The following is a 23,207-nucleotide window of genomic DNA, read 5'->3' on the forward strand; positions in this document are numbered from 1 at the left end:
TGTGTTTAATGAAAAGTTTGTATATTGTCATAACTCTCTATCAAGGAGCCTATGATGACAGAAACCAGTTTATTGAGTGCCAGCTTTGATCCAAAAGTAAAACAGTATTGGTTATTACTGGGTATTTTTACCTGTGTGATTAGTATGGTAGGGATCCCTTTCATTCCCATTGTTGCGTTAATAATCTGGCTGGTGGCAGGGCGTATTTTAGCGGCGATGTCAGCCACGTTGTTAACACGTAAGTTAGTGGTAAAACGCGGTGTCTTCTTTAAAGAAGAAAAATCGATCCCACTTGAAAAAATAACCGATGTAGCACTAAGTCAAGGTCCTTTAATGCGTCAATTTGGTCTTTATCGACTGAGTTTTGAAACGGCAGGTCAATCAGGGCAAGGTGCATTAGTATCATTGCTCGGAGTGGTTGATGCAGAGACGTTTCGCGAGGCAATCTTAAAACAAAAAGATGAGATGACTCAAAGCAGCAGTACTAAAGCTGAGCATCAACCTGAAGATAGTCAGTTAGAGCTGCTGCGTTCACTTACTTATAGCGTAAAAAACATTGAGCAAATGTTAGTTACGCTATTAGATGAAAAGCGTTAAACCATTTGTAAAGTAGGGTTACCAGCTTGTACGCTGAGCGCTTTTTGACGCTCGCTAAGCAGTGTGTAATCGGCTGTTTTAACGCTACTTACATAATGCCACTGGGCAAGCGCTTGTTGTTGAGTAAAGGTGACGGTTAAGTAGCCGCGTTCAACTAAGTTATTGTAAGCTAAGTCGTTAACCAATAATGCAATGACTTGCTCAATTTGTGCGACAGCTTCGTTCGATTGCGTATTTAACGCTAAGTAGTTCTCAAGACCTGGTGATGAAACCGAAGATGCTGCAAATTCAACACCAGCTGCGGCTTTAGCAGAAACAGGATTGCTTGCATCAGTGACTAATTGTCCTGCCCAACTGTTATGCGTATCACCTGCCAAAACGACCAAATTCTTTTGTGCTGCAATTGCAGTCCCAAGTATTTGCTCGCGCTCATAAGCATAGCCATCCCATGCATCAAGATTATAAGGTGCTGTTGTTTCTACACGTGCTCGCTGTTCACTAGTAACCGTTGGATCGCCAGCTAATACGCGCCCTTTAATTTGCGCAAGCTCACTAAATAATGTGTTTGCTTGAGCAAGTAATGCCGAGGGATCAGCACCGTTTGCTTGAGTCACTTGAATATTCATTAGTAACTGTAAAATCTCGAGTGGCAAATGCATTTTGGTCATCAGCACCTGTTGCCCAAGTACTTGCCATTGTGTTGTTGCTGTCGTTAAACCATCAGTCAGCCATGTAAGTTGCTCGTTACCTAATAGAGCACGAGTAGGTGAGCTAATTGCTGCAACAAAGTCAGTTTGTCCTTGGCTGCTGGTTAAGTCGAAATCCGCATAATTAACTTGCTCGTCGCGCGCCAAAACACGGGTATCGAGCATGTGTAATGAAACTAAATTACCAAACTCAAAGCGTCGATAAATACGTTCTTTATCGGCAACATTACGGATAGGCATCCATTCAAAGTATGCTTGTAGCGCATGCATTTTGCGCTCGCTAAATTCACCTTCGCCGTCGTTGTGATTTTCAGCGCCACTATGCCATGTATCATTAGTTATTTCATGGTCGTCCCAAACAGTAATAAATGCACAATGACTATGGGCAGCTTGCAAGTTATCGTCTTTACGATAATGGGCGTAACGTTTGCGATAATCCGCTAAAGAAATGATTTCATCGCTATTGTCATCAGGTAATAAACGGCCAAGTTCGGCGGCATCTTCAGTGGCATAACCTGTATTACCGTATTCATAGATGTAGTCACCTAAGTGCAGTACTGCATCTAAATCGGTTTGTTTTGCGATTTCACCATACACATGGAAGTAGCCTGCAGGATAGTTAGCGCAAGAGACAACGGCAAATTTTACTTGTTCTATGTTGTCGGTTGGAAGTGTTTTACCTGCTCCAGTGGGTGAGGTTTTACCATTACTTATGAAGCGGTAGTAATAGGTGGTGTTGGCATCGAGACCTTGCAGATCAACTTTTAAGGTGAAGTCAGTTGCATCGCTTACCTGTGTTTCGCCATCATGGCTAATGGTTGTAAAGTTAGCATCTGTTGAGGCTTGCCAAACTACGTTAACACTCGTGACGTTTTCAAGAGGGGTTATGCGAGTCCAAATAATTAGACTGTCAGCGAGCGGGTCGCCACTGGCAACACCGTGATCAAAGTTGACAGGGATTTGCTTTGTAGTTTCGTCATCATCGTCATTAAGACTACAGCCCGTTAAACCAAAAGATAAAACGGCGGCTCCAAAACCAGCCGCCGATGCTTTTAAAAAGCGTCTGCGCGTAAAAGTCATTGCTCTGTACCTATAAGTAGAAAAGTACGAGCTTATCCGACCAGTGTTACTGTTCTATGAAGTTAAAACACCTGACAAATTTGTTCTGTATTACAGGTGATTACAGTGACATTTTCGTAGCCAACACGAGTCAGTGCTTCGGCACTGAGTGTGGCGCGGGCACTACTTGCACAGTGTAAGTAAATGGGTCTTGCAGGATCTTTTTCGATTTCCATTAATTTCATTTCAAGTACACCGCGTGGGATATTAATTGCACCTGTTGCTGCTTTAGTTGCGTGCTCAGCAGGCTCACGTACGTCAATTAATAAACCATGGTTTTCGCTTAGCTCTTGTTTTGCTTGGTCAGCGCTAATGCGGCGCTGGTTTGGGGCAACAATTTTCATTAAGTCAGGAATTGGTGTCAGCATACTAATCCTCCATGCCAAGTTTTCGTAAAAGGGTGATGTATTTAATATATTAGATAACACTATATTAGTAAATTCTAATATTAGACTTTTCTAATATATCAATCTATACTTTAGCGGCATTTTAAGAATATAGAGTAGTGTGAATATGAACATCGATTTTGCGGCTATGGCCGACAATGTGGAGCAAGCAGAGCAAATGCTAAAGATATTGGCGAATAAAAATCGTTTGATGATCTTATGTTCGCTGCAAGATGGTGAAATGAGCGTGAGCGAATTAAACGAAGCTGTGCCGTTGGCGCAGTCTGCATTATCGCAACACTTAGCGGCACTGAGAAAAGCTCAGATAGTTGCTACTCGACGCGAAAGCCAAACTATCTATTATCGCGTGGTTGATGAAAATGTAGTATCGATCCTAGCAACTCTATATGGCTTATTTTGCAAAGGTAATTAAGCAGTGAGTGCTATCGATAATGCTGTTAAAAACAGCTTGAGCGGCCGCCTTCCTGTTATTATTTTTATTATGTCGGTGTTGCTTGGCTTAATGGCATTAAAGCAAACCCCTCGTGAAGAGGAACCGCAAATTGTGGTTCCTATGCTTGATATATATGTAGCAGCACCAAACGTTGAAGCGCCAGAAGTAGCCAGGCTGGTAACAGAGCCATTGGAGAAGTTATTGGCGCAGTTAACGGGTGTTGAGCATATTTACTCAACTACACAAAGTAATGCTGCTGTTGTCACTCTTCGTTTTGAAGTCGGTTACGATCGTGAGCAAGCTATTCTCGACACTTACGCTAAACTCTATAGCTATCAACACACTATGGCGTCAGTGATCAGCTCATGGCAAATCCGTCCGGTTGAAGTGAACGATGTGCCCATTGTGATGCTGGGCTTATTTAGTAAAGATCCAAAACTTTACGATGACTATCAACTAACCCGCTTTGCTAACGAAATCGCTAATAGTTTACAGCGCATCGAAAACACCAGCGAAGTGAAAGTGATTGCTGGTCGAACCCGTCAATTAACAATTAACCTTGATGCAAGTGCTCTTGCTGCCCATCAAACAACCCTAACTGATGTGTATTATGCGCTTAGCGTATCTAACCAATTAGTGAATGTGGGCAGTGTTGTTGAGGGTAAGCAGCAAATTGCCTTACAAGTGGGTGATGTTTTACGCTCTCAATCTGCGATAGAACGGCTTGTTGTCAACGTGGTAAACGGTAAGAGTGTTTATCTAAGCGATGTGGCCGAGGTGAGTGATGGTCCAAGCGAAGCGCAAAGCTATCAATGGCTGGCTCATTCAGATAACCAACAACAACTTCCTTTAGTCACCATTAGTGTCGCTAAGCAAGCAGGCACCAATGCGGTCGCTGTAGCCAACGAAGTGCACAGCATGATGGACAGTTTATCGGCTAATCTATTGCCAGATGAAGTGGGCTACACCGTACTGCGTGATTATGGCCAAACCGCGAACGAGAAAGTAAATAACCTTACCTCAAGCTTAGTGTTTGCGGTATTTACCGTGGTTATTTTTGTTGGCGTATTTTTAGGTTGGCGACCAGCGATTGTGGTTGGTTTGGCAGTGCCTATTTGCTACGGCATCACCCTGACACTTGATTTTGCCTTTGGCTATACAATTAACCGAGTCACACTGTTTGCACTAATCCTTTCTTTAGGTTTGTTGGTTGATGATCCAATTACTGGGATAGACAACATAAGTCGTTTTTTAACCCACAAAGGCGATAAAAAACAGCGCATAGTTGATGCCATGAGCGAAATTCGTGTGGCGCTGTTTATGTCTACATTGACCATTATGGTGGCGTTTATCCCACTTGCATTTATCACCGGCATGATGGGGCCGTACATGGCACCGATGGCATTTAATGTGCCGGTTAGTGTGATGGTTTCAACCATAGTGGCATTTTTTGTTACGCCTTGGTTGGCAATGAAACTACTTAAAGCGCCAGTCGATGACAGCGTACAACTCGATGCCAATCAGCATGGCTTATATGAGCGCATATTATCACCATTACTTGAGTCTAAAGGCCGCGCCAAACTCGTTTTATGGACCACATTAGCCTTGTTTGTCGCCAGTGCCATGTTACCCGTAATGCGTGCAGTGCCTTTAAAGCTATTACCGTTTGATAATAAAAACGAGTTACAAGTTTTAATTGATATGCCAGAAGGTACAAGCCTGGAGCAAACCGCCGCTTTCACTCGACAAGTACAAACCATCACTTGGCAACTAAATGAAGTAAGCGAGGCGGCAGCCTACGTTGGTCAGCCATCAAGCATGGACTTTAATGGTATGGTGCGTGGGTATTATCGACGTGAAGCAGCGAACCTTGCTGAGCTCAGAGTATTATTGCTCGATAAGACTGAGCGTGATCATCAATCTCATGGCGTGGTCATGCGCTTGCGAGCAGCATTAGCGCCACTGGCAACCGATGGCATTGTAATTAAAGTGGTTGAAGTGCCACCGGGTCCGCCTGTTTTAAGTACCTTAGTGGCTGAAGTTTACAGTGAGCCATTTGTTGATACAGACACGCACTATCAAGCAGCCCTTGCTGTTGCTGCAAGGTTAAAACAAGAGCCGCATGTGGTTGAAGTTGATACCAGTATTGCTGCCAATGCACCCTTACAGCGTTTTGTTACCGATAAAAGTAAAGCGTCATTGTCGGCGGTGTCTACGCAAGATATTGCCCAGACCTTAGCCATTGCCTCACATGGGAAAAATGTTGGGGTGTTATATGTTAGCGGCGAAACAGACCCTGTCGATATTAAACTGCAACTGCCTTATCAAGATCGTAACCAATTTGCTCAATTGCTGGCATTACAAGTTCGTGGTGATAGGGAGCTTGCAAAAACCAGTGATGAATTTGGGCTGCAAAGTGCACCACGTCCGCTGGTGGCGCTTTCTGAGTTAGGTGAATTTCAGCATCAAGATGTTGCCAAGCCAATTATGCGTAAAGATCAGCGTAATGTTGTGTATGTAATGGCTGAGCTAAATGGCCGTACACCCGCTGAAATTATTGCTGACGTCAATGCCGACTTAGGCATCAGCGCTGACGAATTTAGCCAAACTGATTGGCAAAGTAGGCACTTTTTCAACAATGGTGGTAGCCAAGCTTGGCAATTACCTGCAGGCACTGACGTGACCTTTAGTGGTGAAGGTGAATGGCGAATTACCATCGATGTATTCAGAGATATGGGGGTTGCCTTTGCGTTTGCGCTAACAGCAATTTTCATCATCTTACGCATTCAAACACACTCTGCCAGTTTGTCACTGATCATCATGTCGGCTATTCCATTAACCGTAATAGGGATCATGCCGGGCTTTTGGCTATTAAATCAATTTGGAGAGCGCAGCATTGCTGGTGCTCCAGAGCCGGTGTTATTCACTGCAACAGCCATGATTGGCATGATTGCACTTGCTGGTATTGTGGTTCGTAACTCACTTATTTTAGTTGAGTTTATTAATCAAGCTCGCGGCCAAGGTATGGCAATTAAACAGGCTTTAATCGCCGCAGGCACCGTGCGTATGCGCCCTGTGTTACTCACAGCGGGAACCACCTTATTAGGTAACTTGGTGATCACCCTAGATCCGGTATTTAGCGGTCTAGCGATCGCAATTATTTTTGGTATTGTGGCATCAACATTGTTCTCATTATTTGTTGTGCCACTGGTTTATTATTTAGTGTTTGCAAAGGATGCAGCCAAAGAGGAACAAGCTCATGCAGGGTAAATCAAAACTTATTGGTTCAATCATCGCGTTATCAGTGATTATTGTGGCGGTACTTTACATGGCGGGCAGTTTCTCTGATAAGCAAGCTGCAGGCATGAAAAACCCATCAGCAAATGATTACACTGGTCAGTTAGTGACAGTGATACTGGCAGATATTGCGCGTGATGAAGTTGTACCGGGCACCGTGATTGCAAAACAAAATACGCAAATCTCTTCTCGTGTAATGGCACAAGTTGAGCGTTTAAATGTACGCGCTGGCGATACTGTAAAACAAGGTGACGTGCTAATTACCTTGCAGCAAGATGACTTTAAAGCAGGGCTGGCTCAAAGCGAAGCACAAATAAATGCGATTAATGCCTCGCTGACTCAAGCAGAGAAACAACTAAAGCGTATTAACGATTTATACAAGCAAGGTTTGGTATCTGTTAGCGAATACGACGATGCAAAAGCAAGGTTCGATAATTTAACGGCGAACTTAGCGATTGCTAAACAGCAGCAAACACAAGCGCAAGTTGCACTGAGTTTTACGCAAATTAAAGCGCCGATTTCAGGTGTTGTGGTTGAGCGTTTTGCAGAGCCTGGCGATACCGCAACTCCTGGCACGCCATTACTCGCACTGTATAACCCACAACAATTGCAATTAGCATTTAATGTCAGAGAACAACAAGCAATTAAGTTGAATGTTGGACAAACTCTAACGGTTAAACTACCTGCTTTATCTACGTCAATGCCTGCCACAGTGACAGAAATTGTGCCGGTTGCTGATAGTGCTGCGCGTAGTATGGAGATCCGTTTAGAAACAGATGCGCAAACTGGATTAATGCCAGGGCTTTATGCGCAATTACAATTACCGCTCGCTACTGAAAAAGGGGTGTTGATTAACTCAAGCTGGGTGTACCAATATGGCCAATTGAGTATGGTCTATTTACTTGAAAATAATCAGATAGTGCGTCGCTATGTGCGCCTTGGCGAAATGCTCGATGGCCAGCAGCACATCGTTTCAGGTTTAAACCCGGGTGATGTGCTGGCTGTTGAATTTAAAGCTAAATAAAGGTCGCTATTTCGTCTAGCGACTTTTTCACTAAGGCATGCTCAGGGATGGTTGCATCTGTGCCTGGGTAGCCTGCAATTAGCAGCATATAAGGGCGCTCATTATCTTTATCGCGGCCACAAATTTCGGTTAAAAAGCTCATTGGTTTTGGTGTATGCGTGAGGGTGGCAAGACCAGCTCTGTGTAGTGCTTGAATTAAAAAGCCTGTTGCTAGGCCAACAGATTCATGAACATAGTAATTGGTATTTTTGTCATCGGCAGAAATACCGCCTTTCTTTTGACTAAACACGGCAATTAGCCAAGGTGCATGCTCAAGGTAGGGCTTACTGGCATCGGTGCCAAGTGGTTTTAAGGCATCTAACCATTCTTCACCTGCGCGACCTTCATAAAATGAGCGCTCTAGTTTTTCAGCGGCTTCTCGAATTTGTTTTTTTACATCGCTGCTGTGTATTGCTACAAAGTGCCAAGGTTGATGGTTGGCGCCGCTCGGTGCAGTGCCAGCCGCTTTAATACAAGTTTCGATTATTTCTCTTGGCACTGGGCGGTCGCTAAAGCTACGAATACTGTGGCGACGCTGACTCACGGCTAAAAACTCTTCGGCGCGTTTTAACATCTCGTCATGAGGGTACTCAATAAAGTCATTAAGTGGCTGATTCTTGTGTTCTTGCATGGCTTTTCGCTTCTTGTGTGTTGATGATTTTAATTATGAATATGTTGGTTTCGACGGTACTCTTTTAATTCATTGCTTAACCAATCTTTTGCATTGATTAAGTTACCATTGCTGAGTTTAACTTTATAGGGCTTACCGCTCCATGAGCTTTTGCTCGCCAGATTTTCGATAAACTTTTCGGCAGTTTTTGCATAGCGGGTTGCTTTTCGATACTTCATAGCTAGGTGTTCGGCAGCATCTTGGCTTGAGTGCTCTGTGCCGTTGCGAATAAATACGGCATCACTCTTAGCGACAAAATCAATGAGGTGATTTATCTCTTGTTCTGGGGTCGCTGCATTACTGAATTGGCTAATGCTCAATAACATTAACGCGATAAACCAATATCCTTTCATTGTTATTTTCACTGTACTTTTTGCTCTATGGTCAAGGTTGCAATTATTGGATTATGATCTGAGCTTACAAGCTCAGGTACTATGGTTGTCTTTATTTTGACACCACGCACCCATACTTGGTCAAGTGCTAACCCAAATGCTTTGGTACGTTTATCATCTAAATAGATAGCTTCGTGCAAACCTAGCTGAGTCAATGTTTGCTGTAATAATGCTTGGCGCTCATCACTCCAAGTATTGAGATCACCGGCAAACACGATAGGCCCTTTGTGCGTTTGCATAATAGCAGCGGCATCGTCTAGCTGTTGTTTAAAGTCACTAACGCCAAAAGCAAAGTTAATGGCATGCAGGTTAATACTCAGTAATAACTGTTGATCTGGCAGCGCATATTCCACAATATTGGTGGCTTTTGGGCTACGTAGCCAAGGCTCTTTATGGGTGAGTGTACAATGCACAGTAGCTGGCCAGCGGCTGAGTGTCATAACTCCAGATTGCACGCCGCCACTCTTATACCCTTTAGCAAAGCGCCAATAGGGTTTGAGCTTTGTAAGCGAAGGTTCTTCGATAGCTTCTTGTAGTAACACAATATCAGCACCGGCATTTAGGTTTTGCAAATCTGTGAGTAAGCCATCTATTTGTGCTTTGTAGATATTCCAACTCAATAACTTGAACTGATAGGGCAAAATATAATGTTCAGCGTAAGTTTGCATACGACTTTGTGCTAACTGCTGTTGGCAATTAGCAAGGTTCACAGCGGTTTTGGTTATACCTTGTTGCTCATCAGAGCTAGGATCGCTTGAAAAGCTATACCAAGACAGCACACTCAAACACACAAGTAATAAAAATATACGCAGATATGCCGTCATAATGACCTTTAGTTACGTTCCTTGAGAGTTAGTCGTTGTTAGCCTCAGTTTAGTTCAAAGGCTAAATGTTAGAAACTGTAGTGTTTTCTACAATTTCTATACGCTTTCTTACCCAAAATGAGTACTCATATTCTTATACTTACTGAGCTTAACAACTCAGACAAAGGAACTACTCATGAAACAAATGGCCTGTATGCTGCTTGCCTTATCGGTGACAGCGTGTTCATCAGTCACCATAGTGCCAGAAAAAACAACCAATAAATTAGCCACTAAAGCTGATTACCAAGATAGCCGCCCATTCTTTTTGTGGGGCCTCGTTGGTGAAGAGCGCGTTGATGTAAAGGCTATTTGCCAAGATAAAAAAGTTGCCCAAATGCAATCGCAACAAACATTCGCTGATGGCGCATTAGGACTCGTTACACTCGGAATTTATGCTCCTCACACAGTAAAAGTATGGTGTGAGCAACAAGCACAGGAGCAACAATTATGAAAAGCCTACTAGCAACAACTGTGTTAGTGGCAACCTTAAGTGGTTGCACAAATATCTACTTTGATAATGGCAGTGCTGCACAAGCCAATAAAGCGCCTGCAACAGAGCAATGGCATCATAACTTTGCCGCGGCGCTTTACGAAGGTTCAGAGCCTGTCGACCTATCTGAGGAGTGCCCTGATTCCGAATGGCAAACCGTTCACACTTATAAGTCGTTCACCAATGGTTTAGCTGAAGCTGCAGTAAACCAAGTTGGGCCTATTTGGTACCCGAAAACAGTTGAAATAAGCTGCGCTCAAGTACCTTATAAGCCAGACTAGTTATTCATAACGCAGCGCATCAATTGGGTTTAAGCGTGCCGCTTTAATAGCGGGCGCTAAGCCAAACACAATACCAATCAATGAAGTAAAGCCAAATGACAGCATAATCGCCCAACCCGGTATGTAGGCATCTGGCATGCTCGGCACTAAGACTGAAATTAGTGCCGCAGCACCATAACCAATCGCTAAACCAATTAAACCACCAAACAGTGATAGCACCACCGCTTCAACTAAAAATTGCAACATTATAAAGCCTGGTGTTGCACCTAATGCTTTCAAGGTGCCAATCACACGCGTACGTTCTGTTACCGAAACCAGCATGATATTCATCACACCAATGCCACCAACTACCAGGCTGATACCCACTATCCCCGCGGTAATTGCGGTTGCACTTCCGGTAAATTTATCGATATTAGCACGGGCTTTTTCGGCGGTTTCAAATTCAAAGTCGTCATCTTCACCGTCTTTCAGTTTATGTAATTGACGTAAGATGCGGCGAATTTTAGCCAGTACTTGCGCTTCGTTAGCATCGTCTTTTAAACGAAACATCATTTGTACATTGGTATCAACACTGCCACCTTCTAGCGCGCTCATGGTACTTATCGGAATATTAATGTAATCGTCTTGGTCAAAACCTAATAAACTACCTTGTTTTTCAGCAACACCAATAATGCGAAACCACTCACCACCGAGTTTGATATATTCACCTACAGGGTTTTCTGGCAGGTTAAGCTTTTCGATAATTGAAGGGCCAATAAACGCCACTCTACGGCGTTTTGCATCATCTTCTGCGCGAATAAATCGGCCGAGTTCTGGGTAGGTGCGGTAAGCTTTTTGGTAGTCTTGCTCTGTGCCCATTACCCGTGAAGCATGGCTTTTATTGCCATACTCTGCTGCACCCGAAAAGCGCCAAGTAAACATAAGCGCAGTAAAGGTTTCAGCTTCTTTCACGCGTGCTTTTAGAGTTAGAAAGTCGCTGTAGGTTAACTTTGCTTGTTGCCCTACCATTTCTTTTTCTACGCTAGTGTAAGGCTTTATATTGGTGACATCTGGAGACATATCAGCAAGCTGATCATTAATTTGCTTGGTAAACCCTTGCATTACTGCTACCACGGTCACAACTGCAGCAACACCAATAATAATGCCCAAGCAGGTAAGGGCACTACGCATTGCATTGGCTTTAATTGCCATCAGTGCTGCTTTTGTGCCTTCCATTACAGCGATAGCAGATTTAAACATGTTGTCTTGCTCCTTCGCCTTTGCGGGTATCACTAACAACTTTGCCATCAACTAAACGAATAACACGTTGGCAGTGATCAGCAATATCTTGTTCGTGAGTAACCAAAATAATGGTGTGTCCTTCGTTATGAAGCTCATCAAACAGCGCCATGATTTCAGTGGTGGTTTTACTATCTAGGTTACCGGTAGGCTCATCACCAAGTAGAATATGGGGCTTAGTAACTAGTGCGCGAGCTATAGCGACACGTTGACGTTGACCACCAGAAAGTTGGCTTGAAAGGTGATTCACCTTATCGCCAAGACCAACCCGTTGTAATGATTCGAGCGCTTGTTGCTTTCGCTCTTTGGCTGAGATAAATCGATACACTAAGGGCTGCATAACATTTTCAAGGGCGGATGCTCTTGGTAATAAATTGAAACTTTGAAAAATAAAGCCAACACTTTCATTACGCTGATGAGCAAGCTCCGTTTCGGTCATGCGCTTTACGAGCTTATCTTTTAAATAGTAGTCACCACTGGTGGGAGTATCTAAGCAGCCAAGCAAGTTCATCAGGGTTGATTTACCTGAGCCGGAAGGGCCAATAATGGCAACATACTCATTTTGAGCAATTTCAATATTAATATCATCAAGGGCTTTGAAAACTTGTTCGCCCATTTTGTATTGTTTATTGATATTACTGAGTTTGATCACCACAGACATTAGCTAGCACCTTTTTCAGGGCTGTTTTTAACGGCTACCGTATCACCCTCTTTAAGTGAGCTAAGTGGTCTAGCTGGGCCGATAACAATACGATCTCCTTTTGCAACACCGCTGGTTAGTGCTTGTTCGATATCTGAAGAAATACCTACCGTAACAGCTGTTTTAGTTACTGTGTTATCTGCGTTAAGCTTCCAGACAAAGTAGCTATCATCCTCTTTTTGAATAGCTTCAATAGGCAGTTTTAAGCCGTTTTCGGCAATGCTTGTGGCGATTTCTGCGCGGCAGCTCATTCCGGCATAAAGCTGGCGGTCAGTGGCATCAAGCAGTACCTTGACTTTAAATGATAAGCCTTGTGAACCAGCTTGATTTTTTGCTGATGTGCCAATGTTTATGACTTTACCAGTAAAAGGTTGATTTGGGTAAGCGGCAGCATAGATATCTGCATGTTGGTCTAGTTTGATACCGGCAATATCGGTTTCATCCACTCGAAGTTCGGCTAATATTGCGCTGGGGTCAGCTACTAGCATCAAGTCTGAGCCAATAATGTTGGTTGTTCCCGCAATAACGGTTTCACCTTCTTTAATATTTACCGAAGCAAGTAGGCCACTCATTGGAGCGCGAAACACGCTTTTATTTAAACGGTCTTCAGCAATCAATAGTGATGCTTGGGCTTGGTTGTAAGCTTCACGTTTTGCTTCAATATCTATTTTTGCTAAATCGCGGGCATTTTGTAGGTTTTCATACACTTCTTGGCCAGCAAGGCCAACTTCATAAAGCTCTTTTTGGCGGCTTAATTGGCGCTCAATATTTTTTAATCGGGTTTCGCTATGTTTAATATCGATTTCGGTCGCACGAAGCACGGCTTTATTGCGGGCAACTTCAGATTCAAACGCGGTCGTATCTAAGCGCATAAGAATATCGCCTTCAGTGACACTTTCACCTTCTTCTACAAATACTTTAGCTACACGGCCAGTCACTTCTGAGCGCAGTTGCACTTGGGTGTTAAAAACTAGGTTACCAGAGGCTAAAATTGAATCGGCAATATTGCCTTGTTCAACTTCTGCAATATGCATTTCTGGTGCATCTTTATTGCCTGTGACTTGTTTTGAGATTAGTAAAGCGACAAATGCCGTAACAGCGAGGCCAATTATAATGGCTTTTTTCATCTTTCTTCCTTGGAAGTTAAGAGCGGCATATTGCCGCTCAAAGCAGAATTAAACGAGAGCGATTACAGTCCAAATACCGTAAATAACAATACTTGGTAAGGCTGCAAACAGTAGCGCCTTATTGAAAGTGAAATTAGTCCAGCTTTTTAAACCGATAGCTGCGATGAAAATACCCCAAATAGAAAAGATATTGAGACTTTCAAGTAAGGTGTAGAATGGGTGGCCAATTTCTAAACCAATTAAAAGTTGGTTAATCGAAGCATAGTTAAATAACGTCTGTGAGATTTGGTCGGTACTCGCAGTTAATACTAAGATGAGTAAACCTAGGCTTGAAATAATCATTGGCATCATAGTCCACACACCAAAGCCATACCACGCACCATAGCCATAATTAGCTTCTGGGTCTTGCTTAGATACAAATAGGTAGTAGCCTGCCATTAGAGCATTAATAACAGCCAAACCAATAATGCCACCAAACATAGCAAACCATACTTGCATATCTATGGTTTGCTCCATGCTTTGGCGAATCATTTTTTGTTCTGCAATGGTGGCATCAACACTGGCCGCTGCCACTTGTTGATCTATTAAAAACTGCGGGTCAGCCTTATTGTAAAAAGCAAACATGCTGGCAGCGAGAATGCCGGCAAGTAAAATAAAGGCAACAAAAGACCAACCTTTTGCTTCTTTTAAACCATTAAAGGCTTTGCTTGGGCTGATAAAAATATCAACCAAAGCAGTCATAACATTTGACGATTTCATTTTTTATTCCTTGTTTTATAACATTTGTTTTTAGGTACTAAAATATCCTGTTTAGTAACAAATTAGCAATCTATTTTGTAACTGTATGTTAACAGCTGTGATTGGTAAATCTGTGATATGGTTAAAGAGTTAATTTGAGTCGAATTTATTAGGAAAAGTAGGTCGTTATGGTGAATAACAATGATCGTTGTATTGATGAGTTGGTATTAGGGTTCTGGCGTTTGCTAGATTGGCAGATAACGCCCCAGCAATGCTTAAGTTTTTTAGAAAATGCAATTGAAATGGGGGTGTCACATACCGATCACGCTGACATTTACGGTGAATACGGTTGTGAAGCTGAATTTGGTAAAGCACTTAAACTAAAACCAAGTATTCGTGATGAAATCAAAATAATCACAAAGTGTGGTATCAAGCCTGCGTTTGCAAGCCTAGGGCTACAAGGCAAAGCAAATCATTATGATTCAAGTGCCGCGCATATTATTGCCTCGGCACAGCAGTCACTTAAAAACTTCAGCACTGATCGTTTAGATGTATTACTTATTCATCGCCCTGATTACTTGATGAACGCCGATGAAATGGCACAAGCATTTAATACCCTAAAAGCAAATGGTGATGTGCTTGACTTTGGTGTATCTAATTTTACCCCATCGCAACTTAGCTTGTTGCAGTCGCGTTTAGACTTTGAGCTTGTGACTAATCAAATTGAGTTTTCTCCGTACGAAATGAAAGCCCTTGATGATGGCAGCTTAGACCAATGCCAATTGCTTGATATCAAACCTATGCTTTGGTCTCCATTAGCTGGGGGTCGCTTATTCTCAAGTGAAGATGAAAAAGCGGTGCGTTTACGTGCAGTGTTGGAGCAGGTTGGGGCTGAAATTGGCGCCACAGCCATTGATCAGGTTGTTTATGCTTGGCTGTTAATGCACCCAAGTGCACCATCTGTGGTACTTGGTACGGGTAATATTGAGCGTGTTAAATCAGCTGTTGACGCTAAGCAGCTTACTATGAACCGCGAGCAATGGTATCGCATTTGGCAAGGCTCAACTGGTCATAGTGTACCATAAGTGTATTGATATAAATGAGAAAAGGGCCTTAACGGCCCTTCGTGTTGCAGCAAGTAACACATTCTTTATAAAGTGAAGTCAACCGCGTAAGCGACGTACACTTTTACATCTGAACCATCAATGTCGTTGTCTGAAAGACCGAAAGTAAAGCCGTCTTTCGACACTGAAACACCGTAGTCGATGATGTCATCATCACCAATGAAATCCCCTGAGTAATGACCTAGGTGAAGGGCCATTTCTGCACCGGTACTGCCAACTGGGAAACTGTAGTCAGCATTTAAATATAGAGAGTCACCAAAATCTGTACCGTCACCGCTTGCTGCTGATGTTGCTAGGACTGCTGCACCAAAGGTGAAGCTACCCATGCTAATGCTACCGTAGATTTCAGAGAAGTCTGCATCTGTGTAAGATGCTGCATCTGGGTATGCATAATAAATGTAGCCAACATCGTAGCTAAAGGTTTCATTGATTTCACCGCCAAAACCAGCATAAAGGTCTAGCTCGTAAGTCATGTCGTCAGCCCAGCTAGCATTCGACACCCAAGTACCCGCATAAAAGCCAGATTCACTTGCGTAGTCGATACCACCTTGGATTGCAGCATCACCGCCGCCTTGCTCTTGACCACGCCATAAGTAGTTTGAAGTTGCCGCAGCGTTTGCTGTGACTTCTGCATAGCTATATGTTGAGCTCAAAGTTAATAGCGCAAGGGCGCTTGCTGCGACCGTTTTTTTTAGTTTTAGCATGTTTCTGTATCCTGTTGTTATGTTGATTTTGTCCCATTTTCAGATTGCAGTCTGGTTATTATTTGAGGACATTTTCTATGTGTTGTCTGGATACGATATTGCACTGGTTGTGCCAAGTTAATTTCTAACGGGATATTTTATGCTTAAAGGCTTTAAAAACAGGCTTTTAAACTTGTTTAATTGTGAAAAGGATAGTTATTTGAATTGTTCATGCGCACATGTGTGGTGCAAAAAATAACCCGGTTGCACAATTGCGAAGCAACCGGGTTTTGCTTATTTGAGAGTAACTTAGCCGAAAATTGCACGCATTAGACTAATGGTTTCTTCAACACTGCGGCCTTTTTCAACTTCACTGATGATTGAATCGCGCTTAGCTTTGATATGTTCAGGGATATCATCACTTGCTAGTGCGCGGTCTACCAGTATCTCAGCTGATTCTTTGCCACGGCGTACGGTCTTTTTACCTGCTGAGCTCGTGGTACTCTTAGGTTTGTTTAACAACTTAATATAGTTTGAGTTATCAGCGGTACTTTTATCTGCATAATAAAAGAAGCTAGGCAATAGGGCTTTGATTTCAACCAGAGATTGTTCAAGCTCATTTGCTGCACTGGCCATTTTGAACCAAGGCATGTTATGTATTGCTTCGATAACATCTTGCCAGTAGCGCTCAAAATCACGGTTATTAAGCTTAGTAATACCTAATGCCGCACAAAGGGCATCAAGTTTACTATTTACGATTGGTGTAAACACGTCAGGTCGGCGCATCGCAAGCAAGCGAGTAGCAGGAGCAAGCGTTGGCTTTTCATCGCTGCCATTAAACGCCATGAAGTAAGCAACCATAAAATGCTGATAATGTTCTTGCGTTACTTCACCCTCAAGTGGAATGTGTGCAAGCGCCTCATCGAACGCACCTGGTAAATCACTCAACATTTGGTGGAAACCTTTCGCGTTCTTAGTAGAAGCAAACCATTCAACGTCGAAGTTATAGCTACTTGGATCAAGCGAGGCACTGTGTTTACCTGAAAACGCTAAACGGTCTTCTGGGATCATCTCTTTTAGGGATTGCGATTTAATTGCAGCAATGTACTTAGCTAAGCGTAGTTGCTCATCAAGGGCTACAAGCTCTTTATGCTGCTCGATGAAGCCTGCAATAACAGGCCATGGCGCAACCCTTAATGTTTTTAGCTGCAAAAAGCTGATTGCAGAAATTAATAAGTCATGAAGTTTTTTAAGAGTGGGTAATTGCTTATCTTCTAACAGATCGTAGTTAATGCGATCGCGGCTTGCACTTAATAGCTCATAGCACCAACCTAAAAAGTCTTGAGGGTGGTTTTCTACTTTGACTGCCATTAGGTTTAAGCTGATATCAGAGGCTTGCTTGAGGATATTTTGATAAATTTGACTTTCTTGCTCGCCAAGCGCCATTTTTGACGGTGAAATAAGCAGTTTCTTCATGCTTAATCGATACTCCAGTTTTGACCAAATTGGGTTGTTTAATTTTAGTACACAGGGTGCAAAAACAACAGGGTCGTGCATCATACCGAAGTAATGAAATGATGCAATCTTACTGATAATTTATAAGTAAGATTGCGACTGACGTGGTTTATTAATCATTGTCATCGAGTGTAAATAATTGCTCAACACTGAGTTCAAAGTGAGCAGCAATTTTTAACGCGATAATCACCGAGGGTATAAAGCGGCCTGTTTCAACTGTGCTAATGGTTTTACGTGATACTGCAATGGCATCAGCAAGTTCTTGCTGCGATAATCCCTTTTCTTTGCGGAATTTAGCGATATTATTTTGCACTTTTATACCTAGTCTCTACTTTGCCAAAGAATTGATACGCCATATATCAAACACATCAAGGCAAGGTAAAATGTGGCCATCATGCTATGAGATACATTTAAAGCAAGTTCATCAGACAATAAAAAAATAGCCCCCATGCTAAAAAGCAATCCAAGCACAACATGTTTATAAGCGATGGTATCAATCGTATTTAAAAATTCATCCTTATAAGTAAGGCGATAACCAAGTTTCCATGTAAATCCCCCTCTAATCACAAACATAAAGAAAGATCCTAAAAATGCGGCAACACCAATAAACAGTAAAAATACTGATGTTTGCTTGAGCATTGGGTAAACACTAATAATTAATAACGTGACTCCCATGAATATTGAAAACCATGCGTTATGACTCATAAACTTTTCTTCCGTTTTGATATCTTGCTTAGACATAATCGTTTCCTTTTATTTTAAACTCAAATGTAACCTACAGGTATCAATGTAACCCTAGGGTATCATACGGTCAAGATCTTTTTGTAACCTACAGGTATCAAAAAGTTTCAGCGCTGATTCATATTCTTGTACCTAAGCTTGTTTACAAACCTTTTTGTGTGTTGGGCAATGCATTTGCGCCTAACTCCCGCTATGATATGAACATTGTTTGCCCATTTTTAAGGATGATTATGAAAACCTTACTGAAAATTGTTGGTGTCATCTTCGTATTACTGATTGCATTGGTAGTCGCTGCACCATTTCTCATACCTACAGACGCGATATTTAATAAAGTATCGGAGCAAGTAGAACAAACCACAGGTCGAAGTCTGACTATTAATGGCGATAAAAAGCTGTCGGTATTTCCATCATTAAAACTCGAATTGAATGATGTGCACTTTGCCAATATGCAAACAGGCTCGCAAAAAGATATGGCAAGCATGCAGCAACTTGCTATCCGTATCCCGTGGATGTCGTTATTTGGCGGTGAGTTTAAGCTTGATAAATTTGTGATTAACGAACCAACGATTTTGTTAGAAACCGATAAAAATGGTAAAGCAAACTGGCAACTATTTGATGCGGTTGCTGAGCAACCACAGACCGAGCAGCAAAAGAGTTCTGGCGCTGTTAACTTACCAGATAACTTTGATATCGAACTTGGTGAAGTAGCAATCTACGGTGGTACTTTCACTTATCTAGATGGTAAAACCGGGGCAAAGCAACAGATAAGCGATTTAGAATTAGCAATCTTATTACCTTCTCTTCGTAAGACCTTAGAGTTAAAAGGCGGTATTACCTATATGGGTGAGCGCTTTGATTTAGATGTGACGCTAGATACACCTGTTAAAGCGATTGAAGGCGAAACCTTTAATGTCAGCACTGAGGTTGATTCACGCTTAGTCGATTTAAATTTTAAAGGTGCAATTGCAGAAATGGGTAATGACGTGCAAGGGCTTCTTTCTGTCAGTGGTGACTCAGTAAAAAATATTGCGAGTTGGCAAGGTGTTGAGCTTAATGCAAAAGAAAATGCGTTTAATGCCTTTAATGTAAAGGGTTCAATGCACCTAAAAGGACAGCAGTTTAAGCTTACTGAGCTACTTGCCACCCTCGATGAGCTGCAAATTAAAGGTAAAAGCGATATTAAGCTTGGTGAACGTTTAGCTGTGAATGCCGATATTGATTTGGGCATGCTTGATTTAAACCCTTACCTACCAGAGGGCGTAGCTAAAGAAGAGCAAGCAGAGCCTGCAGCAGATGCGCCAGCACAACCAATTGTTTGGGATGATACTGCAATTGATATGAGCGGCTTAAATGCACTTGATGCAAATGTAGTCGTGCGTTCAAGCGGCTTACAAGCAAATGATATTACCCTTGGTGAAAACCAGTTAACGGTGAACCTAAAAAATGCCGTGGCAAAAATCAGTCTAGATAAGTTTGTTGCTTATGAAGGCAATGGTAAAGGTGTCATCACCGTTAACGCCAAGCAAACACCTTATAAAATTAGTACTAACTTTTCTTTAGATAAAATCGATGCACAGCCATTACTAACTGATGCGGCTGGTTTCGATAAGTTAATGGGTAAAGGGTCTCTAAACTGGGATCTAACGACCACAGGTCAAAGCCAAAAGAGCTTTATCAATGCTTTAAATGGTAAGTTAGGCTTTGAGTTTGCTGATGGTGCGGCAAAAGGGGCCAACATTGCAGAGATGGTTCGTAAAGCAAAAGAGCTTATCAAAGGTAACTTGAGTGCAGTATCAGAAGGTTTAGATACAGGCTTTGATAACTCACAGCAAACAGACTTCTCGGCATTGCAGGGCAGTTTTGTATTCACTAACGGTGTTGGTGAAAATAAAGACCTATCCCTACTTAGCCCGCTAATTCGCATTACAGGCTCAGGTAAAGTTGATTTACCTATGACGAATGTAGACTATCGCTTGGTAACGGGGATTGTTGATTCAATCGAAGGGCAAGGCACGACCGATGACAGTACCGGCTTTAAAATTCCACTGCGTATCAAAGGTCCATTCCATGATGTTGGTTATAGCCTAGATGTCAGTGATGCGGCTAAAGAAGAAGTCAAAGAAAAAGCTAAAGATAAAATCAAAGACAAATTAAAAGGTCTATTTGGTAATTAATAAAAATTTAATTAAAGTCAAAAACAGGGCGCATTTGCGTCCTGTTTGTTTTATAATCAATAACAAACCAGCAAGCTGCTGTAATTCCTCAATGCAAGCATTGCGATTAATTCCAAATTAATTAAAAAATAACCTACCACTTCCTTGCCATTGCTGCTACAATTGCCCGCCCTTAAGAGACAACTTGCTTGTTTTTTGAGTGGAATTTAACCGAAATGTCTTGATTTTAAACAAAATTAAGGCGCGTTGTAATTTCTACACCGGAGGTCATTAACATGATCCAAATGCAAACTCAGCTGGACGTTGCTGATAACAGCGGCGCTCGCAAAGTGCAGTGTATTAAAGTCCTTGGCGGTTCGCACCGTCGCTATGCAGCGGTTGGCGATATCATCAAAGTTTCTGTAAAAGAAGCTATTCCTCGCGGTAAAGTGAAGAAAGGTGATGTTAAAAACGCGGTAGTTGTGCGTACTAAAAAAGGCGTTCGTCGTCCGGACGGTTCTTTGATCCGTTTCGATAGCAATGCGGCTGTTATCTTAAACGATAACTTACAGCCAATTGGTACTCGTATCTTCGGCCCTGTGACTCGTGAACTTCGTACTGAAAAGTTCATGAAAATCGTTTCACTAGCACCAGAAGTACTATAAGGAGTCTATCATGGCAGCAAAAATCCGTCGTGATGACGAAGTAATCGTACTAGCAGGCAAAGACAAAGGTAAGCGCGGTAAAGTGCTTTCAGTTGTTGCTGAATCTGGTCGAGTATTTGTCGAAGGCATCAACTTAATCAAGAAGCACCAAAAGCCTGTTCCTCAGTTGAACCAAGCTGGCGGTATTGTTGAGAAAGAAGCGTCTATCGACGTATCAAACGTTGCGATCTACAACTCGGAAACGGGTAAAGCAGATCGTGTAGGTTTCAAGATTGAAGATGGTAAGAAATTACGTATCTTTAAATCTACTGGTAAAACTATCTAATAGTTGGAGTAGAATGATGGCGAAACTGCATGAAGTATATAAAGACAAAGTAGTTGCTGAGCTTCAAGAGAAGTTTGGTTTCAGCTCTGTCATGCAAGTCCCTCAGATCGAAAAGATCACATTAAACATGGGTGTGGGCGAAGCTCTAGCTGACAAGAAGATCCTAGATAACGCTGTTGCGGATCTAGAAGCAATCTCTGGTCAGAAACCTCTAATCACTAAAGCACGCAAATCAGTTGCTGGCTTCAAAGTGCGTGAAGGTTACCCAATTGGTTGTAAAGTAACCCTACGTGGCGAGCGTATGTGGGACTTTTTTGAGCGTTTGGTTTCAATCGCTATCCCACGTATCCGTGACTTCCGTGGTGTAAGTGCTAAGTCTTTTGATGGACGTGGTAACTACAGCATGGGCGTACGTGAGCAAATCATCTTCCCAGAAATCGATTATGATAAAGTAGACCGTGTTCGCGGTTTAGATATCACAATCACTACTTCTGCGAAAACAGATGATGAAGGCCGTGCGTTGTTAGAAGCGTTTAACTTCCCATTCAAGAAATAAGGGTAGGGTTATGGCAAAGAATTCTATGAAAGCGCGCGAAGCAAAGCGTGCGAAATTAGTTGCTCAGTTCGCTGAAAAGCGTGCGGCACTAAAAGCTATCATCAGTGATGTTAATACATCTGACGATGATCGTTGGGACGCGGTATTAAAGCTACAAGCTTTACCACGTGATTCTAGCTCTTCACGTCAACGTAATCGTTGTAACGTTACGGGCCGCCCACATGGTTACCTTCGCAAATTCGGCATGAGCCGTATTAAAGTTCGCGAAGCAGCTATGCGCGGTGAAATTCCTGGCCTTAAAAAGGCTAGCTGGTAATAGTATCACGGGAGTAAGACTATGAGCTTGCAAGATCCTATTGCGGATTTGTTTACACGTATCCGTAACGGTCAGTCAGCGAAGAAAGTATCAGTAACGATGCCAACTTCAAAACTGAAAGTAGCAGTAGCTAAAGTATTAAAAGATGAAGGTTATATCGCAGATTACGCTGTAAGCGGTGAAGCGAAGCCTGAGCTTTCTATCGATTTAAAATATTTCGAAGGCAAAGCTGTTATTGAAAACATCCAGCGTGTTAGCCGCCCTGGTCTACGTATCTATAAGAAACGTGACGAATTACCAAAGGTAATGGGTGGTCTTGGTATCGCTATCGTATCAACTTCTAAAGGCCTAATGACAGACCGCGCAGCACGTAGTGCCGGCGTTGGTGGTGAGATCATTGGCTTTGTAGCTTAATCGGAGGGGAACTATGTCTCGCATAGCAAAGGCACCAATCAATGTTCCTGCCGGTGTAGAAGTTACATTAAAAGGCCAGGACATCACAGTTAAAGGCAAAAACGGTGAATTAACTCGTACAATCAACGACGCTGTTGAAGTACAAGTTAACGACAACGTTATTACAACTTTACCTCGTGAAGGCGTAGCTAATGCATGGGCACAAGCAGGTACTGCTCGCGCTCTAATCAACAACATGGTTGTTGGTACGCATGAAGGTTACGAGAAGAAACTTCAGTTAGTAGGTGTTGGTTACCGTGCAGCAGCTAAGGGCAAAGTATTAGACTTAACTCTTGGTTTCTCACACCCAGTGAATTTCGAAGTACCAGAAGGTATTACGATTGAAACACCAAGCCAAACAGAAGTTCTAGTTAAGGGCGTAGACAAGCAGTTAGTTGGTCAAACAGCTGCTAACATCCGTGCATACCGTAAACCTGAGCCTTATAAAGGTAAAGGTGTTCGTTACGCGGACGAGAATGTACGCCGTAAAGAGGCTAAGAAGAAGTAAGGTAAG

At 42.5% G+C, this 23,207-nt stretch carries 27 protein-coding genes; 14 read left to right on the top strand and 13 right to left on the bottom strand.

The features are described from left to right. Window positions 1-54: 54 nt before the first annotated feature. Window positions 55-597, top strand: coding sequence for a PH domain-containing protein (locus BIZ38_RS09355; protein ID WP_054554410.1), 543 nt, complete (start codon window positions 55-57; stop codon window positions 595-597). On the opposite strand, the gene BIZ38_RS09360 is transcribed toward BIZ38_RS09355, so the two are convergent. Both BIZ38_RS09360 and BIZ38_RS09365 read right to left on the bottom strand, forming a co-directional pair. Further along, entirely contained in the window at window positions 594-2,384 is a 1,791-nt protein-coding gene (locus BIZ38_RS09360; RefSeq protein ID WP_187490161.1) for an alkaline phosphatase D family protein, read from the bottom strand. The two genes, BIZ38_RS09355 and BIZ38_RS09360, sit on opposite strands and share 4 nt — an antisense overlap. Before the next feature lie 62 nt (window positions 2,385-2,446). Next, complete coding sequence (locus BIZ38_RS09365) at window positions 2,447-2,791, bottom strand: rhodanese-like domain-containing protein (protein ID WP_054554408.1); 345 nt, start codon at window positions 2,789-2,791, stop codon at window positions 2,447-2,449. 145 nt (window positions 2,792-2,936) lie between these two features. Between BIZ38_RS09365 and BIZ38_RS09370 the strand changes: the two genes are divergently transcribed. The 3 genes from BIZ38_RS09370 to BIZ38_RS09380 are packed head-to-tail and all read left to right on the top strand — an operon-like array spanning window position 2,937 to window position 7,584. Continuing rightward, entirely contained in the window at window positions 2,937-3,242 is a 306-nt protein-coding gene (locus BIZ38_RS09370; protein WP_054554407.1) for an ArsR/SmtB family transcription factor, read from the top strand. 3 nt (window positions 3,243-3,245) lie between these two features. Further along, window positions 3,246-6,533 (top strand): efflux RND transporter permease subunit, encoded by a 3,288-nt coding sequence (locus tag BIZ38_RS09375; RefSeq protein WP_187490162.1) that lies wholly within the window; start codon window positions 3,246-3,248, stop codon window positions 6,531-6,533. Then, window positions 6,523-7,584, top strand: coding sequence for an efflux RND transporter periplasmic adaptor subunit (locus BIZ38_RS09380; RefSeq protein ID WP_187490163.1), 1,062 nt, complete (start codon window positions 6,523-6,525; stop codon window positions 7,582-7,584). Before BIZ38_RS09375 ends, BIZ38_RS09380 begins: the two co-directional genes overlap by 11 nt. Here BIZ38_RS09380 and BIZ38_RS09385 read toward each other — a convergent pair. The 3 genes from BIZ38_RS09385 to BIZ38_RS09395 are packed head-to-tail and all read right to left on the bottom strand — an operon-like array spanning window position 7,577 to window position 9,509. After that, the gene (locus tag BIZ38_RS09385; protein WP_187490164.1) at window positions 7,577-8,254 is read right to left on the bottom strand and encodes a nitroreductase family protein; all 678 of its coding nucleotides are present in this window, start codon (window positions 8,252-8,254) and stop codon (window positions 7,577-7,579) included. The two genes, BIZ38_RS09380 and BIZ38_RS09385, sit on opposite strands and share 8 nt — an antisense overlap. A 29-nt stretch (window positions 8,255-8,283) precedes the next feature. After that, complete coding sequence (locus BIZ38_RS09390; protein ID WP_054554403.1) at window positions 8,284-8,646, bottom strand: DUF5329 domain-containing protein; 363 nt, start codon at window positions 8,644-8,646, stop codon at window positions 8,284-8,286. 8 nt (window positions 8,647-8,654) lie between these two features. Beyond that, window positions 8,655-9,509 (bottom strand): endonuclease/exonuclease/phosphatase family protein, encoded by an 855-nt coding sequence (locus BIZ38_RS09395; RefSeq protein WP_054554402.1) that lies wholly within the window; start codon window positions 9,507-9,509, stop codon window positions 8,655-8,657. Window positions 9,510-9,684: 175 nt separating this feature from the next. On the opposite strand from BIZ38_RS09395, the gene BIZ38_RS09400 reads away from it, so the two are divergent. Both BIZ38_RS09400 and BIZ38_RS09405 read left to right on the top strand, forming a co-directional pair. Further along, a complete protein-coding gene (locus BIZ38_RS09400; protein WP_054554401.1) occupies window positions 9,685-9,999 on the top strand; it encodes a Bor family protein in 315 nt (104 codons plus the stop codon). Further along, window positions 9,996-10,319 (top strand): Bor/Iss family lipoprotein, encoded by a 324-nt coding sequence (locus BIZ38_RS09405; protein WP_054554400.1) that lies wholly within the window; start codon window positions 9,996-9,998, stop codon window positions 10,317-10,319. Before BIZ38_RS09400 ends, BIZ38_RS09405 begins: the two co-directional genes overlap by 4 nt. On the opposite strand, the gene BIZ38_RS09410 is transcribed toward BIZ38_RS09405, so the two are convergent. From BIZ38_RS09410 to BIZ38_RS09425, 4 genes are read right to left on the bottom strand one after another with little or no spacing between them, the layout of a single operon-like run. Continuing rightward, window positions 10,320-11,558: an ABC transporter permease gene (locus tag BIZ38_RS09410; protein ID WP_138601053.1), complete on the bottom strand. Its 1,239-nt coding sequence runs from the start codon at window positions 11,556-11,558 to the stop codon at window positions 10,320-10,322. Beyond that, window positions 11,551-12,258, bottom strand: coding sequence for an ABC transporter ATP-binding protein (locus BIZ38_RS09415; protein WP_138618388.1), 708 nt, complete (start codon window positions 12,256-12,258; stop codon window positions 11,551-11,553). The genes BIZ38_RS09410 and BIZ38_RS09415 overlap by 8 nt, the downstream gene beginning before the upstream one ends. Then, entirely contained in the window at window positions 12,258-13,424 is a 1,167-nt protein-coding gene (locus BIZ38_RS09420) for an efflux RND transporter periplasmic adaptor subunit (RefSeq protein ID WP_054554397.1), read from the bottom strand. The genes BIZ38_RS09415 and BIZ38_RS09420 overlap by 1 nt, the downstream gene beginning before the upstream one ends. A 48-nt stretch (window positions 13,425-13,472) precedes the next feature. After that, window positions 13,473-14,183: a YIP1 family protein gene (locus tag BIZ38_RS09425; RefSeq protein WP_054554396.1), complete on the bottom strand. Its 711-nt coding sequence runs from the start codon at window positions 14,181-14,183 to the stop codon at window positions 13,473-13,475. 170 nt (window positions 14,184-14,353) lie between these two features. Between BIZ38_RS09425 and BIZ38_RS09430 the strand changes: the two genes are divergently transcribed. Continuing rightward, window positions 14,354-15,247 carry an aldo/keto reductase gene (locus BIZ38_RS09430; protein ID WP_138601069.1) on the top strand — a complete coding sequence of 298 codons (894 nt, stop codon included), beginning with the start codon at window positions 14,354-14,356 and terminating at the stop codon, window positions 15,245-15,247. A gap of 65 nt (window positions 15,248-15,312) precedes the next feature. On the opposite strand, the gene BIZ38_RS09435 is transcribed toward BIZ38_RS09430, so the two are convergent. The 4 genes from BIZ38_RS09435 to BIZ38_RS09450 all read right to left on the bottom strand — a co-directional run bounded on the left by BIZ38_RS09435 (window position 15,313) and on the right by BIZ38_RS09450 (window position 18,225). After that, window positions 15,313-15,990, bottom strand: coding sequence for a TorF family putative porin (locus tag BIZ38_RS09435; RefSeq protein WP_054554395.1), 678 nt, complete (start codon window positions 15,988-15,990; stop codon window positions 15,313-15,315). A 288-nt stretch (window positions 15,991-16,278) separates the two neighbouring features. Further along, entirely contained in the window at window positions 16,279-17,445 is a 1,167-nt protein-coding gene (locus BIZ38_RS09440; RefSeq protein ID WP_187490165.1) for a hypothetical protein, read from the bottom strand. Between the two features lie 151 nt (window positions 17,446-17,596). After that, window positions 17,597-17,797: a helix-turn-helix transcriptional regulator gene (locus tag BIZ38_RS09445; protein ID WP_054554394.1), complete on the bottom strand. Its 201-nt coding sequence runs from the start codon at window positions 17,795-17,797 to the stop codon at window positions 17,597-17,599. Window positions 17,798-17,805: 8 nt separating this feature from the next. Next, on the bottom strand, window positions 17,806-18,225 hold the full coding sequence (locus BIZ38_RS09450) for a hypothetical protein (RefSeq protein WP_054554393.1): 420 nt from the start codon (window positions 18,223-18,225) through the stop codon (window positions 17,806-17,808). A 230-nt stretch (window positions 18,226-18,455) separates the two neighbouring features. Here BIZ38_RS09450 and BIZ38_RS09455 point away from each other — a divergent pair, with 230 nt between their 5' ends. From BIZ38_RS09455 to rplF, 7 genes are all read left to right on the top strand, one after another. Next, complete coding sequence (locus BIZ38_RS09455; RefSeq protein WP_187490166.1) at window positions 18,456-20,399, top strand: AsmA family protein; 1,944 nt, start codon at window positions 18,456-18,458, stop codon at window positions 20,397-20,399. Between the two features lie 275 nt (window positions 20,400-20,674). Continuing rightward, on the top strand, window positions 20,675-21,043 hold the full coding sequence (gene rplN, locus BIZ38_RS09460; protein ID WP_010378257.1) for a 50S ribosomal protein L14: 369 nt from the start codon (window positions 20,675-20,677) through the stop codon (window positions 21,041-21,043). A gap of 10 nt (window positions 21,044-21,053) precedes the next feature. Continuing rightward, window positions 21,054-21,368: a 50S ribosomal protein L24 gene (rplX, locus tag BIZ38_RS09465; protein ID WP_054554391.1), complete on the top strand. Its 315-nt coding sequence runs from the start codon at window positions 21,054-21,056 to the stop codon at window positions 21,366-21,368. 16 nt (window positions 21,369-21,384) lie between these two features. Further along, on the top strand, window positions 21,385-21,924 hold the full coding sequence (rplE, locus tag BIZ38_RS09470) for a 50S ribosomal protein L5 (protein WP_058586187.1): 540 nt from the start codon (window positions 21,385-21,387) through the stop codon (window positions 21,922-21,924). 10 nt (window positions 21,925-21,934) lie between these two features. Beyond that, complete coding sequence (gene rpsN / locus BIZ38_RS09475) at window positions 21,935-22,240, top strand: 30S ribosomal protein S14 (protein WP_054554389.1); 306 nt, start codon at window positions 21,935-21,937, stop codon at window positions 22,238-22,240. Between the two features lie 21 nt (window positions 22,241-22,261). Then, window positions 22,262-22,654, top strand: a complete 393-nt coding sequence (gene rpsH / locus BIZ38_RS09480) for a 30S ribosomal protein S8 (RefSeq protein WP_054554388.1) — start codon at window positions 22,262-22,264, stop codon at window positions 22,652-22,654. Between the two features lie 13 nt (window positions 22,655-22,667). Next, on the top strand, window positions 22,668-23,201 hold the full coding sequence (gene rplF / locus BIZ38_RS09485) for a 50S ribosomal protein L6 (protein ID WP_054554387.1): 534 nt from the start codon (window positions 22,668-22,670) through the stop codon (window positions 23,199-23,201). The last annotated feature ends 6 nt before the right edge of the window (window positions 23,202-23,207 follow it).

Source organism: Pseudoalteromonas sp. BZK2, assembly GCF_014349195.1.
Lineage (GTDB): Bacteria > Pseudomonadota > Gammaproteobacteria > Enterobacterales > Alteromonadaceae > Pseudoalteromonas > Pseudoalteromonas simplex.